We start from the raw sequence: 16,646 nt of genomic DNA, 5'->3' as shown, positions 1-16,646 counted from the left end.
GATATTATCGATGAGATCACGCGCGTCTCCGAAATTCTGTCGGAATTTCTGGCGGCGTAGAAAAAAGCAAAATCGATAAGTCCCTGATTTTATGGTGGGCCCGGCAGGACTCGAACCTGCAACCAGACCGTTATGAGCGGCCGGCTCTAACCATTGAGCTACAGGCCCCGCCGCGACGGTCGTTTTGAGGCGGCCGGCAACGGTGCGGGCATCGTTTACAGGGATGATCTCAATCCCGCAATGCCGGGGTTAATCCACCGAAACGCCGGCAAATTCCACAACTTTGCGCCATTTCTCGGTCTCGCCGGCGACGAGCTTGCCGAATTCGGCTGGTGTCATCGGCTTCGGAATGCCGCCGACCTCGGCGAGCCGCGCCACCAGCTTGGGGTCCTTCAGCGCTTCGCCGACCGCCTTGTTGAGGATATCGATGACCTCCTGCGGCGTGCCCTTCGGCACCGAGATGCCGTAAAAGCCGACGGACTCGAAGCCCGGCACGGTTTCGGCGATCGCGGGCACGTCCGGCACCGTCGGCCAGCGCTGCGGGGAGGTGACCCCGAGCGCGCGAACGGTGCCGCCCCGAACCTGTTCGAGGGCCGACGGCAGATTGTCGAAGATCAACTGCACCTTGTCGGAAATGATGTCCGGAAATGCCAGCGCCGAGCCGCGATAGGGCACGTGCAGCATGTCGCATTTGGTCATCGCCTTGAACAGTTCTGCCGACATGTGCACCGACGTGCCATTGCCCGATGACGCATAGGAGATCTTGCCGGGGTTCGCCTTGCAGTAGTCGATGAACTCCTGAACGGTTTTCGCCGGCGTCGCGTTCGACACCACGAACATATTGGTGAGTTGCATGATGCTGGCGACCGGCGCGGTATCGCGCAGGAAGTCAAACGGCAGTTTCTTGTAGAGCGAGGTCGAGATCGCGTTGTTGGGCGCGACGAACAGCAGTGTGTAGCCGTCCGGCGGCGAGCTGATCGCCGCAGCCGCGGCGATATTGCCACCGGAGCCGGTGCGGTTTTCGACCACGAATTGCTGGTTGAAATGGTCCGACAACCACTGGCTCATGATACGCGCGACGATATCGACCGGGCCTCCGGCGGCAAAGCCGATCACCCATTTCACCGGACGGGTGGGGTAATCGGCGGCGGCGGAAGGGGAGGTGTTGGCCACAAAGCTGAAAAGGCAAACCAGACCAAACAATGCTTTTCGCGAAAATCGGATCATTATGCTTCCCGTCATTTTCTTGTTACCGTTGCGGCCATGCTTTCATAAAAGCCCGAGCTTGCCTACAACCTCCAATGCGCGTTGATTGGTCATTCCTCCCGGGAGCAGACTTGCTCTTGAAAACACGCTTGAGGCCAAACATGAAACTCGCTCATATTGTCTGCGCCGGCGTTGTTCTGCTGGCGGGCGGCGCTGCGGCGCAAGACGGAGGCAAGGCCATTACAAGAACAACAATCAGTACCCCGATTAGTCTTGGAACCGCGACACCGGGCGGCGGCTTCCCGGTGTATGGCAATGCGTTCGCGGAAGTCATGAATGCCGCCGATCCGACGCTGTCGATCGAGCCGCGCAACACCAAGGGCAGCAGCGAGAACATTCCGCTGCTGGAATCAGACGGGCTCGATATCGCGCTGGTAGCCGGGGAGCCTTCCTACGAGGCCTTCATGGGCATCGGGCGGGCGCCGACCAGGCTGAAGATCCTGACCGCGATGTATTCCAGTCCGGGTATGTTCGTGGTGCGCGCCGACAGCCCCTACAAGACCATTCGCGATCTCGTCGGCCAGCCGGTGGCGTTCGGCGCCAGGGGTTCGGGTCTGCCGATCCTGTCGCGCTACATGCTCGACGGCATCGGGCTGAAGCAGGACGAGGATTTCAAGTCGATCTATCTCGACCGCGCCGGCGACGGTCCGGCCATGGTGCAGGACGGCCGTGCCGCGGCGCTATGGGGCGCGGGCATCGGCTGGCCTGGCTTCAAGAGCATGGCGGAAAGCCCCGGCGGCGCCCGCTTCATCGCGCCCGACGCCGGCGAGATCGCCAAGGTTCGCGCCAAGCACACCTTCCTCAAGCCGTTGACGGTGCCCGCCAACAGCTACCCGAACCAGCCGGCGGCGATCGATTCGATCGGCTCATGGAGTTTTGTCCTCGCGCGCGAAAGCCTGCCGGATGACGTTGCCTATCGGCTGGCGAAGACGTTGCACGGCGCGGAGGGGTCGTTGTGCAAGAAGCTGCCGCCGGCCTGCGAGACGACGGCGGTGAACACGGCCGCGGCCGCGCCGAATGTGGGGTTGATTCATCCAGGCGTGCTGAAATATTTCCGTGAAGTTGGGGTGGTGAAGTAGAGCGCTGCTCTCTCAACACGTCGTCCCGGCCTTGAGCCGGGACCCATACGCCGCGGCAGTTATTGTTAAGCACAATACTCGACGGGCTTTTTCCAACAACAGATGACCGGGATTATGGGTCCCGGCGTTCGCCGGGACGACGATGGTGTGTATTGTTGCAACGACGCCGAGAATCTACTTCTTCGCCATCGAACATGCCGGATCAATGGGCCCGAATGCTTCGTCGCCCGGAATTTTTGCCAGGATCTTGTAATAGTCCCACGGATACTTTGATTCTTCCGGCTTCTTGACCTCGACCAGCCAGAGGTCATGCACCATCAGATTGTCCTCGCGCAGCTTGCCGTTGCGCGAGAAAAAGTCCTCGATCGGCTTTTCGCGCATCTTTGCCGCCACTTTCAACGGCTCGTCGGTACCCGACTCCTTGATGGCGTTGAGATAATACATCACCGAGGAATAGACGCCGGCCTGCCACATCGTCGGCATCCGGTTCATCTTGGCGAAATAGCGCTTCGACCATTCGCGGGTCTTGTCGTCCATGTCCCAGTAGAATGAGGTCGTCAGCAGCAGGCCCTGCGCCGCCGGCAATCCGAGCGAATGAATGTCGGTGATCAGCGCCAGCAACGCTGCCATCTGCTGGCCACCCTTCAAGACGCCAAACTCCGAGGCGGTCTTGATCTCGTTCATGTTGTTCGGCGGGCCGGCGGCGATGCCGATGATCTTGGCCTTGGACGCCTGCGCCTGCAGCACGAAGGACGACAGGTCTGAAGTAGCGAGCGGCGGCCTCACCGAACCCAGCACCTTGCCGCCATTGGCGGTGACCACCGCAGCGGCATCGCGTTCGAGCGCGTGGCCGAATGCATAATCGTCGGTGATGAAGAACCAGCTATCGCCGCCGCGCTTCACCACCGCCTGCGCGGTGCCGGCCGCGAGCGAGCGGGTGTCGATCACCCACTGCATCGCGTAAGGTGAGCAGAATTTGCCGTGGAAATCCGCGGCCAGGGTCGAATGCGTGATGAACAGCTTCTTCTTCTCGTTGGCGACGTTCTGCACCGCCAGCCCGACCGCCGAGACCGGCACGTCGACGATCAGGTCGACCTGGTCGACATCGTACCATCGCCGTGCGATGCCGCCGCCGATATCCGGCTTCAGTTGATGGTCGCCGACGATCAGGCTGATCGGCTTGCCCAGCACCTTGCCGCCGAAATCGTCGATCGCCATCTGCGCGGCCGTGACCGAGCCCTGACCGGTCGGCGTCGCCGCCGGGCCGTTCATATCGGTGAGAACGCCGATCTTGACGATCTCATCGGACACTTGTGCGAGCGCCGCTGAAGATACCAGCATCGCAGCGGCAAGCGCGCCCAGCATGGATAGGTTTTTGACGAACATCCCCTCTTCTCCCTGTGCATCGGCACGTTGGCCGTGTGTGTCTTCAGGCGGTTGCTTTCCGCCAATTAGTCCCATCTGCAACTAAAGCTAATTGGTCCCGATTGCAACTAATTTGAGCAGACGTCAACTTGGTCGAAAGGAGGGGCCGACCGCCAGCGGTATCGGGTTCTGTTTATTTTCGGGCCGATTCAGGGCATAGCGGGCCATGACCCCGAACCAGCGCCTGCCGACTTCGCTTACGCCGCTCGATGTGGCGCTCGCCGCCCTGTTGCACGGCGTCGAGCCGGTAACGCCTGCGGAACTGCCGCTAGCGGAGGCGCTGCGTTGTATTGCCGCCGACATGCCGCCATCGGACGCGTTGCCGCCGCACGACATCGCCGCCAGCGACGGCTTTGCGTTGCGCGCCCGCGATCTCGTCGGCGCGTCGTCCTATTCGCCATTGTCATTGGCGGCGTTGCCGCTCTGGGTCGAAGTGGGTGATGCGATGCCCGACGGCTGCGACTGCGTGCTCGATGCCGATTCCGTCGAGCTATCAGGCCCGATGCCGCAGGTGCTGGCGGAAGCGATCCCGGGGCAGGGCGTGCGCCGGGCCGGTGGTGACATTGCCGCTGGCAGCAGTGTGGTCGAGGCTGGGCGGCGCGTGCTGGCACGTGACCTCATGATCGCGCGGGCGGCGGGAATAGAGCGGCTGAAGGTGCGCCAGCCTCGCCTGCGCCTCGTCAATATTCCCGGCGGCTCGGTGACGTCGGACCTGATCGCGGAGAGCGCGCGCACCGCCGGCGCCGATGTGGTGTCCGTTACCGCTGTTGGCCGCGATGCCGCATCGATTGTCGCGGCGATCGACGTCGGCGCATGCGACCTGCTGTTGATTGTCGGCGGCAGCGGCGTCGGCCGCACCGACGCGACGGTGTCGGCATTGGCCGGGTGTGGCGAGGTTCTCGCCCATGGCATCGCCGTGCAGCCCGGCCGCACCTCGGCGGTGGGCCGCATCGGCAACACGCCTGTGGTCGTGCTGCCGGGCGCGCCTGATCAGGCGTTCGCGGCGTGGTGGACGCTGGCGTTGCCCGCACTCGACCGGCTGTCGGGGCGGCGGCCGCGCAAGACGCTCAACCTGCCGCTGGCGCGCAAGATCGCCTCCGGGGTTGGCATTGCGGAAGTCGTGCTGCTGGAGCGAAAAGCGGACGCCTGGGTGACGCTGGCGGTCGGCGAACTGTCGCTCGATGCGATCGCCCGCGCCGAGGCCTGGTTAACCGTACCGGGCGGCGCGGAAGGATTTGCTGCAGGCAGCGGCGTCGATGGCTATATGCTGCGGGAATGATATGGATGCCGGCATGACCCGTACACCCTCGCCGAAAGACCGTGAACCCGTCGATCAGGACCAGTTCTTGATCATCCTGTCGCGCGAGGAAGCGTTGGCGCGGTTTGAAGCCGCGTTGTTTCCGCGCGCGGTGCCCATCGAGCGGTGGCCGCTCGCGGATGCACTCGGCTGCGCGTTGGCCGAAGATATCGTGGCACCGATCGATGTGCCGCCGTTCGATCGTTCCAACGTCGATGGTTTTGCGGTGCGTTCCGCCGATCTCGCTTCCGCCGGTGAAGCAACGCCGGTGCGGATGATGCTGAACGACGAGGTGATCGCCTGCGGCACCGCGCCGACGCGGCCGGTGCTGTCGGGCACCGCCACGTCGATTGCGACCGGCGGTCCGGTGCCACGCGGCGCCGACGCCATCGTAATGGTCGAGCACACGCAGCCGGCGGGAACCCGCGCGATCGAAATTCGCCGCGCCGCTTCGCCCGGTCAGTTCGTGTCCTATGCCGGCTCCGACATCGCGCGCGGCGAGGCGCTGCTGCGCGCCGGCACTATGATTGGCTCGCGCGAGATCGGGATGCTGGCAGCCTGCGGTATCGCGCAAGTTGCCGTCGCGCGCCGGCTGCGTGTCGCCATTATCTCGACCGGCGACGAATTGGTGCAGCCGGGTTCGCCGCTGCGCCCGGCCGCGATCTACGACACCAATGGCGCGATCGTCACCGCGGCGATGTCGGAGAATGGCGGCGAGGCGATATTTCTCGGCGCCATTCCCGACGACGAGGCGCAGCTTGAATCTGCGATGCGCAGTGCGCTGCAAATCAGCGACATGCTGGTACTCTCGGGCGGCACCTCGAAAGGTGCGGGAGATGTGACCCACCGCATCATCGCGCGGCTCGGCAAGCCCGGCATTATTGCGCATGGCGTCGCGCTGAAGCCGGGCAAGCCGCTCTGCCTCGCGGTTTGCGACGGCAAGCCGGTGGTGATCCTGCCGGGATTTCCGACCTCGGCGATGTTCACCTTCCACGACATGATCGTGCCGGTGCTGCGGCGCATGGCGGGCCTGCCGCCGCGTTTGGACGCCAAGGTCAGCGCCAGAATTCCGGTGCGGATCGCCTCCGAACTGGGGCGCACCGAATTCGTCATGGTCTCGCTGGTCGAGGGAACGGACGGTCTGATCGCCTATCCCACCGGCAAGGGCTCGGGCGCGATCACCTCATTCGCGCAGGCCGATGGTTTTCTGCGCATCGAGGCGCTGGCCGACCAGATGCCGGCAGGCACTGATGCCGAAGTGACGCTGTTCACGCCGCATGTGCGGGTGCCGGATCTCGTGATCGTCGGCAGCCACTGCACCGGGCTCGATCTCGTCACCGCGCCGCTGGCGCGCACCGGGCTTTCGGTACGATCGATCGCGGTCGGCAGCCTCGGCGGGTTGACGGCGGCCAAGCGCGGCGAATGCGATTTTGCGCCGATCCATCTGTTCGATGACAAGACCGAAACCTACAACACGCCTTATCTCACCGACGGACTTGAACTGGTGCCCGGCTGGCGGCGGATGCAGGGCATCGTGTTCCGCAAGGGCGATGCGCGCTTCGAGGGCCTGAGCGCCGAGGCCGCGGTGCGTGCGGCGCTCGCCGATCCCGCCTGCATCATGGTCAACCGCAACCAGGGCGCCGGCACGCGCATCCTGATCGACCGGCTGCTGGCGGGTGCCAGGCCCGACGGTTACTGGAATCAACCGCGCTCGCACAACGCGGTCGCCGCCGCCGTGGCGCAGCATCGCGCCGACTGGGGCATGACCATCGCGCCGGTGGCCCATGCGTCCGACCTGGGTTTCATTCCCTTTGCCGAAGAGCATTATGATTTCGCGCTGGTGACGGCGCGCAAGCAGCGGGCGGCGGTACAGGCTTTCCTCGACGCGCTGGCGTCGGAGGAAGGCCGCGCGGCGCTGGAAAGAGCCGGGTTTCGACCGGCCTGAATGGCGGGGAGGCGATGACGCGGCGTCTTTCGATTGCAATCATAGGCGCTGGCATGGGCGGCCTCGCGTCATCAGCAGCGCTGCGCCGGGTCGGCATCGACGTCTCCGTCTATGAACAGGCCTCGCAATTCGCGCGATTGGGCGCCGGCATCCAGATCGGCTGCAACGCCATGAAGGTGCTGCGCGGGCTGGGGCTCGAGGAAAGATTGCGCAGCCAGTCGTTTTACCCGCGCTCCTGGAACAACCGCGACTGGCGCACCGGCGAAGTCAAGTTCGACATGATTTTTGGCGAGAGCGCCGAACAGAAATTTGGCGCGCCCTATCTGCTGGCGCATCGCGGCGATTTGCATGCGGCGCTGGCGAGCGCCGTTCCCGATGAATGCGTCAAGCTGAACCACAAACTGGTCGGACTCGACGAGACCGGCGAGGGCGTCCGGCTTTCGTTTGCCAACGGCGAGGTTGCGATCGCCGACGCCGTCATCGGCGCCGATGGCATCCACTCCGTCGTCCGAGACATCCTGTTCGATACTTCGCCGGTGCACTTTACCGGGCGCATCGCTTACCGAACCACTTATCCGGCTGCGTTGCTCGGCGGTGAAAAAATCGACGACTGCACCAAATGGTGGGGCGAGGACCGGCACATCGTCATCTACTACGTCAAGCCGGACCGCAGCGAAATCTACCTCGTCACCAGCCAGCCGGAGCCGGACTTCCGGATCGAGTCGTGGTCGGCCAAGGGCGACGTCAGGGAATTGCGCAAGGCTTTTGCGGGCTTCGATCGCCAGGTCGAGCAGGTGTTGGCCGCCTGCCCGGACGTGCACAAATGGGCGATCGTCGATCGCAATGCGCTGGAGCGTTGGGGCGAGGGCAACGTGATGCTGCTCGGCGACGCCTGCCATCCGATGACGCCCTATATGGCGCAGGGGGCGGCGATGGCGATCGAGGACGCCGCCGTGCTGTCGCGCTGCCTCGACGGCGTCGAGCGGGATGGCGTGCCAAATGCGTTTCGAAGATTTGAGGCAACCCGCAAGGATCGAACCGCGCGGATCCAGCAAACCTCGCGCACCAATACATGGCTCAGCGGAAAGACCGATACCGATTGGGTCTATGGCTACGATGCCTGGACCGTGCCGCTGGCGGCGTAGGGACGACGTGGAGAGAGCTGCAGTCTAACCGCCATCCAGCGCGGCCAGCCGGTCCGCCTCGGCGATGTCATCCATGGTGTTGGCATTGAAAAACGGGTCGATCGGTTCGACCGGCCAGGTCACCGTGGCGAGGCGGTAGCGCGCGGTCCAGCGGTCGATCTTCCTGACGTCCTCGACCACAAGCGCGTGGCGGAGTTGTTCGCGCAAAGCCACGCTCCACAGCCCGATCACCGGATGCGACTGGCCGTCGGAAGCGGCGACCGCGAGCTCCGCGTTCTCATTGCGTAGCGCCGCACCGAGACGCGCCACGAGATCGCGCGGCAGGAACGGGCAGTCTGCCGCGGCACTCAACACCCACTTGACCTCCGGCCGGTTGGCCGCGGCCCAATCCAGCGCCGCCAGGATACCGGCCAGCGGTCCGGGAAAATCGGCGACGCCGTCGGCGACGACCGGCAGCCCGAACGCCGCAAAGCGCGCGGGATCGCCGTTGGCGTTGAGAATGAGGCCATCGCATTGCGGCTGCAGCCGCGCGATCACGCGGTCGAGGATGGTGCGGCCGCCGATCGTGCGCATCGGCTTGTCGCCGCCGCCCATCCGCCGCGCCAGGCCGCCGGCGAGCAGCACGCCGGGAATCATTTCAGTCGTCACGGTCTTCGCCCTTGCGTTTGTGCCGCGCCGATTCCTCTTCGACAAAGGCGAGATTCTGGTCGAACACGATGCGCTCCTGGCCTGACAGCGCGATGAACCGCTTTCCCCGCGTGCGTCCGACCAGCGTTAGCCCGACCTGCCGCGCCAGCTCGACGCCCCATGCCGTAAAACCCGAGCGCGACACCAGGATGGGAATTCCCATCCGCACCGTCTTGATCACCATTTCGGAGGTCAGCCGGCCCGTGGTGTAGAGAATCTTGTCGCCGGGATCGACGCCGTGGCGATAGATCCAGCCAGCGATCTTGTCGACGGCGTTGTGACGGCCGACATCCTCGGTGTAGCAGACCGGGGTGCCTTGCTTGCACAGCACGCAGCCATGGATCGCGCCGGCCTCGAGATACAGTGAAGGCATGGTGTTGATCGCATGCGTCATCTCGTAGAGCCAGGAGGTGCGCAGTTCCGCCTTCGGCAGTGCGACGCTTTCCACGGCCTCCAGCAGGTCGCCGAACGCGGTGCCCTGCGCGCAGCCCGAGGTCTGCGTGCGCTTCTTCAGCTTGGCCTCGAAATTGGTGTGGTGCTCGGTGCGCACCACCACCACCTGCAGATCGTCGTCATATTCGACCTCGGTGACGACGTCGTCATATTTCAGCATGTTCTGGTTCAACAGATAGCCGAGCGCGAGATATTCCGGATAGTCGCCGATCGTCATCATGGTGACGATCTCCTGCGCGTTCAAATACAGCGTCAGCGGCCGCTCCACCGGCACCCTGATTTCGACCGTGGCGCCGGTCTGGTCGGTCCCGGTGACGCGCTCGGTCAGCCTGGGATCATCAGGATTGGGCACGATCAGGGGGACGGGGGCTTTGTCGATCTTCATCATTTCCGCAGGTTAGCATGACATTGGCTCGCAGCCGATATAAAGCACCTCAGGAGAAAGCCCAGCCTGGTTCCGGCTGGGGTGCGGAGAATGGAATGAAAGTGATTGGCCTCGCGGGATGGAGCGGCGCCGGCAAGACCACCTTGCTGGCGCGGGTGATCCCGCATTTGCTGAAAGACGGCCTGAGGGTTTCCGTGATCAAGCACGCCCATCACGCCTTCGACGTCGATATTCCCGGCAAGGATTCCTGGCGCCATCGCGAGGCCGGCGCCACCGAGGTGCTGGTGTCTTCCGCGCGGCGGTGGGCGCTGATGCATGAATTGCGCGGCGCCGAAGAGCCGCGTCTGCCGGAACTGCTGGCCAGGATGTCGCGGGTCGATCTGGTCGTCATCGAGGGTTTCAAGCGCGAGCCGCACCGCAAGATCGAGGTTTTCCGCGCCGCCAACGGCAAGCCGTTTCTGTTCCCCGAGGATCCCGGCGTGGTCGGCCTCGCCACCGATACCGCGGTTGAAACCAGGCTTCCCACCGCCCATCTCGATGATATCGAGGCGATTGCCGCAATGATGCTGCGCTCGGCGATTTCGGTCGAAGAGGTGCTGGCAAAGAGCGAAGCGGAGAGCTAACTCGCGATGGCGCAATTGTCCGACGATTGCTTTGCCTTCGGCGGTCCGATGATGTCGGTCGATGAGGCCGTCGGCATCATTGCAGCGCGGGTCACGGCTGTGCAGGAGGTGGAGACCGTCCCGCTCGCCAATGCCGACGGACGCGTACTCGCGCAGGATGTTTCGGCGCCGCTGCCGCTGCCGCCCTTCACCAATTCCGCCGTCGACGGCTACGCGGTGTCGAGCCGCGATCTGCCTGATGACAAGGAGCAGGCGTTTGCGGTGTCCGGCCGCGTTCAGGCCGGCGCTTCCGCAGGCGCGCCGATCACGCCGGGCGAGGCGGTCCGCATCTTCACGGGTGCGCCGATGCCCGACGGCGCCGACACCGTGTTCATGCAGGAAGACGTTCGCCTCGACGACGGCAAGGTGGTGCTTCCAGCGGGGCTGAAACCCGGCGCCAATGTGCGTCCCGCGGGCGAGGATATCCCGTTGGGTCACGCGGCATTGAAGGCCGGACAAAGACTGCGGCCGCAGGATGTGGCGCTGGCAGCCGCATTCGGCCTGACCGAACTTGGCGTCAACAGGCGCATCCGCGTCGCGGTGTTCTCTACCGGCAATGAGCTGGTCTCGCCGGGCGAGCCACGCGCGGCGGCGCAGCTGTTCGATTCAAACCGTTTCATGCTCATGGCGATGCTGGCGCGGCTCGGCTGCGAGGTCAGCGACCTCGGCATTATCAGGGACGAGCCTACCACGCTCGCTGCCGCACTAAGGAAAGTCGCCAGCGCCCATGATCTGATCCTCACCACCGGCGGCGTGTCGACCGGCGAAGAAGATCACGTCAAGGCCAGCGTCGAAAGCGTGGGCTCGCTCGTGCTGTGGCGGATGGCGATCAAGCCGGGACGTCCGGTGGCGATGGGGATCATCGGCGGCACACCGTTCATCGGCCTGCCGGGCAATCCAGTGGCGAGTTTTGTCACCTTCGCTCACGTGGTGCGGCCGACGATTCTTGCCCTGTCGGGCGCGCGGCAGCAGAAGCTGGTTCCGATGCCGGTTCGCGCCGCCTTCGCCTACAAGAAGAAAATCGCCCGCCGCGAATATGTCCGCGTCACCCTGCGCAAGGCCGGGGATGGTGCGCTCGAAGCGGTGAAGTTTCCGCGCGAGGGTGCGGGGTTGTTGTCCTCGCTGGTCGACACCGACGGCCTTGTCGAACTCGGCGAAGAGATCACGCTTGTCGAGCCTGGCCAGACCGTCGGCTTCCTGTCCTATGCCAGCTTGATCTGAAGGCTCATTGACGATGCGCATCCGCTTCGCCATGTTCCCGGGATGACCACGACAAAGCTCGATCTCACCGGCCTCAAATGCCCATTGCCGGCGCTGAAGACGCGCAAGGCGCTGAAGTCGGTCAAACCTGGCGAGCGGCTTGAAGTCCACTGCACCGATCCGCTGTCGGTGATCGATATCCCGAATCTGATCCGCGAAACCGGTGACAAGGTCGAGATCACGGAGCGGGCGGAGGCCCGAATCGTATTCCTGATCGAGAAGGCGGACGGTGGCGTCAGTTGAGACAGTTCATTTCGAATATGTATCGACTGATTGCAAAACCAAATCGATGCGCATTCCCTATCGCATCATGAGACAGCTTTATTGATCTTTAGATCGATTCCAGTTCTCATTCGCTGATCGAAAAGATGGCTTCGACGCGAAGCCTCGTCCGGGCGGCGAGCGGCATGACCGCGCCGGACGTGTCGCCTTAAATGCTTATCAAAACGCGACAATTCTCTTGGCATCTGGCATGCCACGATTTATGATCGCGGAAACATGCAGGCAGGAACGAGACGTTTTCCATGGTTCAAGACGTGCAGAAAGTCCGCTCGTTCGATCACCCCGGCGCCGGGCGGAAGCGGGCCAAGGCGACGCCGAAGGGCCGCCAGGTCGATCCGACCGCCGCGTACGAGATTGAACAGCTGCTCGGCGACCGGTCGCGGCAGCGCGATCTCTTGATCGAACATTTGCATCTGATCCAGGACACGTATCACCAGATTTCCGCAGCCCATCTCGCCGCCCTCGCGGACGAGATGAAGCTGTCGTTTGCCGAAGTGTTCGAGACCGCAACCTTCTACGCGCATTTCGATATCGTGAAGGAAGGCGAGCCGGATATTGCGCCGCTGACAATTCGCGTCTGCGATTCGCTGACCTGCGCGATGCTGGGCGCCGAAAAATTGCTGCATGAATTGCAGGACAAGGCAGGCCCCGGCATTCGCGTGGTGCGCGCGCCCTGCGTCGGCCGCTGCGATACCGCGCCCGCCGCTGAAGTCGGCCATCACTTTGTCGATCACGCCACCGTCTCGAACGTGCTGGCCGCGGCGAAAGCCGGCGAGACCCATGCGCATCTGCCTGACTATGTTGGTTACGACGCCTATGTCGCCGGCGGCGGTTACGCGCTGCTCAATCGCCTGCGCTCGGGTGCGCTTTCAAAGGAAGATTTGCTGAAGGCGCTCGACGACGCCTCGCTGCGCGGGCTCGGCGGCGCCGGCTTCCCGACGGGGCGCAAATGGCGCGCGGTGCTCGGCGAGCCCGGTCCGCGGCTGATGGCGATCAATGGCGACGAGGGCGAACCCGGCACCTTCAAGGACCGCTTTTACCTCGAGACCGACCCGCATCGCTTCCTCGAGGGCATGCTGATCGGCGCGCACGTGGTCGAGGCGACCGATGTCTATATTTACCTGCGAGACGAATATCCGGCCTCGCGTGAAATTCTAGAACGCGAGATCGCAAAACTGCCGCCGGGCGGACCGGTGCTGCACATGCGCCGCGGCGCCGGCGCCTATATCTGCGGCGAGGAATCCTCGCTGCTCGAAAGCATTGAAGGCAAGCGCGGTCTGCCCCGCCACAAGCCGCCATATCCGTTCCAGGTCGGCCTGTTCGGCCTGCCGACCCTGATCAACAATATCGAGACGCTGTGGTGGGTGCGCGACATCGTCGAGAAGGGCGCGGACTGGTGGAAGGGCAACGGCCGCAACGACCGCCACGGCCTGCGCAGCTACTCGGTGTCGGGCCGCGTCAAGAACCCCGGCATGAAGCTGGCGCCTGCGGGTGTCACCGTGCGCGAACTGATCGACGAGTTCTGCGGCGGCATGGCGGACGGACATACGTTCCACGCCTACCTGCCGGGCGGCGCATCCGGCGGCATCCTGCCGGCGTCGATGGACAATATCCCGCTCGATTTCGGCACGCTGGAAAAATACGGCTGCTTCATCGGCTCGGCGGCGGTCGTGATCCTGTCCGAACACGACAGCGTGCGGGGCGCGGCGCTGAACCTGATGCGCTTCTTCGAGGATGAGAGCTGCGGCCAGTGCACGCCGTGCCGGGTCGGCACCCAGAAGGCGACGATCCTGATGGAGCGCCCGGTCTGGAACCGCGAACTGCTCGACCAGTTGAGCCAGGCGATGCGCGATGCGTCGATCTGCGGGCTCGGGCAGGCGGCCTCGAATCCGCTGACGTCAGTGATTAAGTATTTTCCGGAAGAATTCGTGCCGAAAGAAGCCGCGGAATGACCAAGATCAAGTTCGAACTCGACGGCAAGCAGGTTGAGGCCAACGCAGGCGAAACCATCTGGCAGGTGGCGAAGCGTCAGGGCCAGGAAATCCCGCATCTGTGCTATTCGCCCGCGCCGGACTATCGGCCCGATGGCAATTGCCGCGCCTGCATGGTGGAGATCGAGGGCGAGCGCGTGCTGGCAGCATCCTGCAAGCGCACGCCCACCGTCGGCATGAAGGTGAAATCCGAAAGCGCGCGCGCGGTCGCGGCGCAGAAGATGGTGATGGAACTCTTGGTCGCCGACCAGCCGGCGCGCGAGACCTCCCACGATCCCGACTCAAAATTCTGGCATTGGGCCGAGAAGGTCGAGGTCACCGAAAGCCGTTTTCCCGCGGCCGAGCGCTGGGAAAGCGACGTCAGCCATCCCGCGATGAGCGTCAATCTCGACGCCTGCATCCAGTGCGGCCTCTGCGTGCGCGCCTGCCGGGAAGTGCAGGTCAACGACGTCATCGGCATGGCCTATCGCAGTCACGGCTCGAAAATCGTGTTCGACTTCGATGATCCCATGGGTGAATCGACCTGCGTGGCCTGCGGCGAATGCGTGCAGGCGTGCCCGACCGGCGCATTGATGCCGTCGGTGATGCTGGACGAGAACCAGACCCGCGTGACCTATCCGGACAAGGAAGTCGACTCGCTGTGCCCGTTCTGCGGCGTCGGCTGCCAGGTCACCTATCAGGTCAAGGACGAGAAGATCATTTACGCCGAAGGCCGCGACGGCCCGGCCAACCACAACCGGCTCTGCGTCAAGGGCCGCTTTGGATTTGACTACATCCACCACCCGCATCGCATCACCAAGCCGCTGGTGCGGCTGCCCAACGCGAAGAAGGACTCCAACGACCAGGTCGATCCGGCCAATCCGTTCACGCATTTCCGCGAAGCGTCGTGGGAAGAGGCGCTCGATATCGCCGCCAACGGCCTCGTGAAGATCCGCGACGAGAAGGGCGTCAAGGCGCTGGCCGGTTTCGGCTCCGCCAAAGGCTCCAACGAAGAGGCCTATCTGTTCCAGAAGCTGGTGCGCACCGGCTTCGGCTCCAACAATGTCGATCACTGCACGCGGCTGTGTCACGCCTCCTCGGTGGCGGCGCTGTTCGAAGGCCTGAGCTCCGGCGCGGTGTCGGCCCCGTTCGCGGCGGCGATGGACGCCGAAGTCATCATCGTGATCGGCGCAAATCCGACCGTCAACCATCCGGTCGCTGCAACCTACATTAAGAACGCGGCGAAGAAGGGTGCAAAGCTCTTCGTGCTGGATCCGCGTCGGCAGTCGCTGTCGCGCCACGCGACCAAACATCTGCAGTTCAAGCCCGGCTCCGACGTTGCCATGCTGAATGCGATGATCAACACGATCATCACCGAAGGCCTGACCGACGATCAGTACATCGCGGGCTACACCGAGGGCTTTCAGGATCTCGAGGAGAAGATCAAGGAGTTCACGCCGGAGAAGATGGCGCCGATCTGCGGCGTCCCGGCCGAAACCCTGCGCGAGGTGGCGCGAACCTATGCGCGCGCCAAATCGTCGATCATCTTCTGGGGCATGGGCATCAGCCAGCATGTTCACGGCACCGACAATGCCCGCTGCCTGATCGCTCTCGCGCTGATCACCGGGCAAGTCGGCCGTCCCGGCACCGGCCTGCATCCGCTGCGCGGCCAGAACAACGTGCAGGGCGCGTCCGACGCCGGCCTGATTCCGATGTTCCTGCCGGACTACCAGCCGGTTTCCCGCGACGACCTGCGCGGCAATTTCGAGAAGCTGTGGAGCCAGGAACTCGATCCGGTACGCGGCCTGACCGTGGTGGAGATCATGAACGCGATCCACGCCGGTGAGATCAAGGGTATGTATATCGAGGGCGAAAACCCCGCAATGTCCGATCCCGATCTTCAGCATGCGCGCGGAGCGCTCGCCATGCTCGATCATCTCGTGGTGCAGGACCTCTTCGTCACCGAGACCGCATTCCACGCCGACGTCATCCTGCCGGCCTCGGCCTTTGCGGAAAAGGACGGCTCCTTCACTAACACCGACCGCCGCGTGCAGCTTGCGCGCCAGGTGATCAAGCCGCCGGGCGACGCGCGACAGGATCTCTGGATCATCCAGGAGGTCGGCAAGCGTATGGGGCTGCCGTGGAATTATTCGGGCCCCGGCGACGTCTACACCGAGATGGCGCAGCTGATGCCGTCGCTCAAGAACATCAGCTGGGAGCGGCTGGTCCGTGAAGGCGCCGTCACCTATCCGGCGGATGACCCGAACAAGCCCGGCAACGAGATCATCTTCACCACCGGCTTCCCGACCGAGAGCGGTCGCGGCAAGATCGTGCCGGCCAAGGTCATTCCGCCGGACGAACTGCCGGACGGCGAGTATCCGATGGTGCTGTCGACCGGCCGCGTGCTCGAACACTGGCACACCGGTTCGATGACCCGCCGCTCCAGCGTGCTCGACCAGATCGAGCCGGAGGCGGTGGCGTTCATGTCGCCCAAGGACATGCGCCGTCTGAGCGTATGGCCCGGCGATTTCATCAAGCTGGAAACCCGACGCGGCGCGGTCGAGGTCAAGGTTCGCTCGGACCGCGACGTGCCGGAGAACATGGTGTTCATGCCGTTCTGCTACGCCGAGGCGGCGGCGAACCTGCTAACCAACCCGGCGCTCGATCCGTTCGGCAAGATCCCCGAGTTCAAGTTCTGCGCGGTGCGCGCCGAAAGGGCAGAGCTGCGAACCGCGGCGGAATAGACCTAAAGCCTGATGAGGTTAGGCTGGGTTGGTTGCCACGAAGACG

At 64.0% G+C, this 16,646-nt stretch carries 13 protein-coding genes and 1 tRNA gene; 9 read left to right on the top strand and 5 right to left on the bottom strand.

Annotated features, from left to right (window positions below):
* Positions 1-92 precede the first annotated feature (92 nt).
* Positions 93-168, bottom strand: a tRNA-Ile gene (locus JQ600_RS27880).
* 81 nt (positions 169-249) lie between these two features.
* The gene (locus JQ600_RS27875; protein WP_249132825.1) at positions 250-1,227 is read right to left on the bottom strand and encodes a tripartite tricarboxylate transporter substrate binding protein; all 978 of its coding nucleotides are present in this window, start codon (positions 1,225-1,227) and stop codon (positions 250-252) included.
* A gap of 140 nt (positions 1,228-1,367) precedes the next feature.
* On the opposite strand from JQ600_RS27875, the gene JQ600_RS27870 reads away from it, so the two are divergent.
* Entirely contained in the window at positions 1,368-2,345 is a 978-nt protein-coding gene (locus JQ600_RS27870) for a TAXI family TRAP transporter solute-binding subunit (protein WP_212390001.1), read from the top strand.
* A gap of 174 nt (positions 2,346-2,519) precedes the next feature.
* Here the strand turns inward: JQ600_RS27870 and JQ600_RS27865 are convergent, their stop codons facing one another.
* On the bottom strand, positions 2,520-3,731 hold the full coding sequence (locus JQ600_RS27865) for an ABC transporter substrate-binding protein (protein ID WP_212390000.1): 1,212 nt from the start codon (positions 3,729-3,731) through the stop codon (positions 2,520-2,522).
* A gap of 205 nt (positions 3,732-3,936) precedes the next feature.
* Here JQ600_RS27865 and JQ600_RS27860 point away from each other — a divergent pair, with 205 nt between their 5' ends.
* From JQ600_RS27860 to JQ600_RS27850, 3 genes are read left to right on the top strand one after another with little or no spacing between them, the layout of a single operon-like run.
* Positions 3,937-5,049, top strand: coding sequence for a molybdopterin-binding protein (locus JQ600_RS27860; protein WP_212389999.1), 1,113 nt, complete (start codon positions 3,937-3,939; stop codon positions 5,047-5,049).
* 13 nt (positions 5,050-5,062) lie between these two features.
* On the top strand, positions 5,063-7,012 hold the full coding sequence (locus tag JQ600_RS27855; protein ID WP_212389998.1) for a molybdopterin biosynthesis protein: 1,950 nt from the start codon (positions 5,063-5,065) through the stop codon (positions 7,010-7,012).
* 14 nt (positions 7,013-7,026) lie between these two features.
* Positions 7,027-8,157 (top strand): FAD-dependent monooxygenase, encoded by a 1,131-nt coding sequence (locus JQ600_RS27850; RefSeq protein ID WP_212389997.1) that lies wholly within the window; start codon positions 7,027-7,029, stop codon positions 8,155-8,157.
* Between the two features lie 24 nt (positions 8,158-8,181).
* On the opposite strand, the gene mobA is transcribed toward JQ600_RS27850, so the two are convergent.
* Entirely contained in the window at positions 8,182-8,793 is a 612-nt protein-coding gene (mobA, locus tag JQ600_RS27845; RefSeq protein ID WP_212390089.1) for a molybdenum cofactor guanylyltransferase MobA, read from the bottom strand.
* A gap of 1 nt (position 8,794) precedes the next feature.
* Positions 8,795-9,685 carry a formate dehydrogenase accessory sulfurtransferase FdhD gene (locus JQ600_RS27840; protein WP_212000353.1) on the bottom strand — a complete coding sequence of 297 codons (891 nt, stop codon included), beginning with the start codon at positions 9,683-9,685 and terminating at the stop codon, positions 8,795-8,797.
* Positions 9,686-9,777: 92 nt separating this feature from the next.
* Between JQ600_RS27840 and mobB the strand changes: the two genes are divergently transcribed.
* The 5 genes from mobB to fdhF all read left to right on the top strand — a co-directional run bounded on the left by mobB (position 9,778) and on the right by fdhF (position 16,600).
* Positions 9,778-10,305, top strand: coding sequence for a molybdopterin-guanine dinucleotide biosynthesis protein B (gene mobB / locus JQ600_RS27835; protein ID WP_212389996.1), 528 nt, complete (start codon positions 9,778-9,780; stop codon positions 10,303-10,305).
* Between the two features lie 6 nt (positions 10,306-10,311).
* A complete protein-coding gene (gene glp, locus JQ600_RS27830) occupies positions 10,312-11,565 on the top strand; it encodes a gephyrin-like molybdotransferase Glp (RefSeq protein WP_212389995.1) in 1,254 nt (417 codons plus the stop codon).
* 42 nt (positions 11,566-11,607) lie between these two features.
* A complete protein-coding gene (locus JQ600_RS27825) occupies positions 11,608-11,847 on the top strand; it encodes a sulfurtransferase TusA family protein (protein ID WP_192740147.1) in 240 nt (79 codons plus the stop codon).
* A gap of 281 nt (positions 11,848-12,128) precedes the next feature.
* Positions 12,129-13,838 (top strand): NADH-ubiquinone oxidoreductase-F iron-sulfur binding region domain-containing protein, encoded by a 1,710-nt coding sequence (locus JQ600_RS27820; RefSeq protein WP_212389994.1) that lies wholly within the window; start codon positions 12,129-12,131, stop codon positions 13,836-13,838.
* A complete protein-coding gene (gene fdhF, locus JQ600_RS27815) occupies positions 13,835-16,600 on the top strand; it encodes a formate dehydrogenase subunit alpha (protein ID WP_212389993.1) in 2,766 nt (921 codons plus the stop codon). Before JQ600_RS27820 ends, fdhF begins: the two co-directional genes overlap by 4 nt.
* Positions 16,601-16,646: the final 46 nt, after the last annotated feature.

Source organism: Bradyrhizobium sp. AUGA SZCCT0176 (genome assembly GCF_018130145.1).
GTDB lineage: Bacteria > Pseudomonadota > Alphaproteobacteria > Rhizobiales > Xanthobacteraceae > Bradyrhizobium.
The sequence above is the reverse complement of the archived record's forward strand: the minus strand, read 5'-3'. Positions and strand labels throughout refer to the sequence as shown.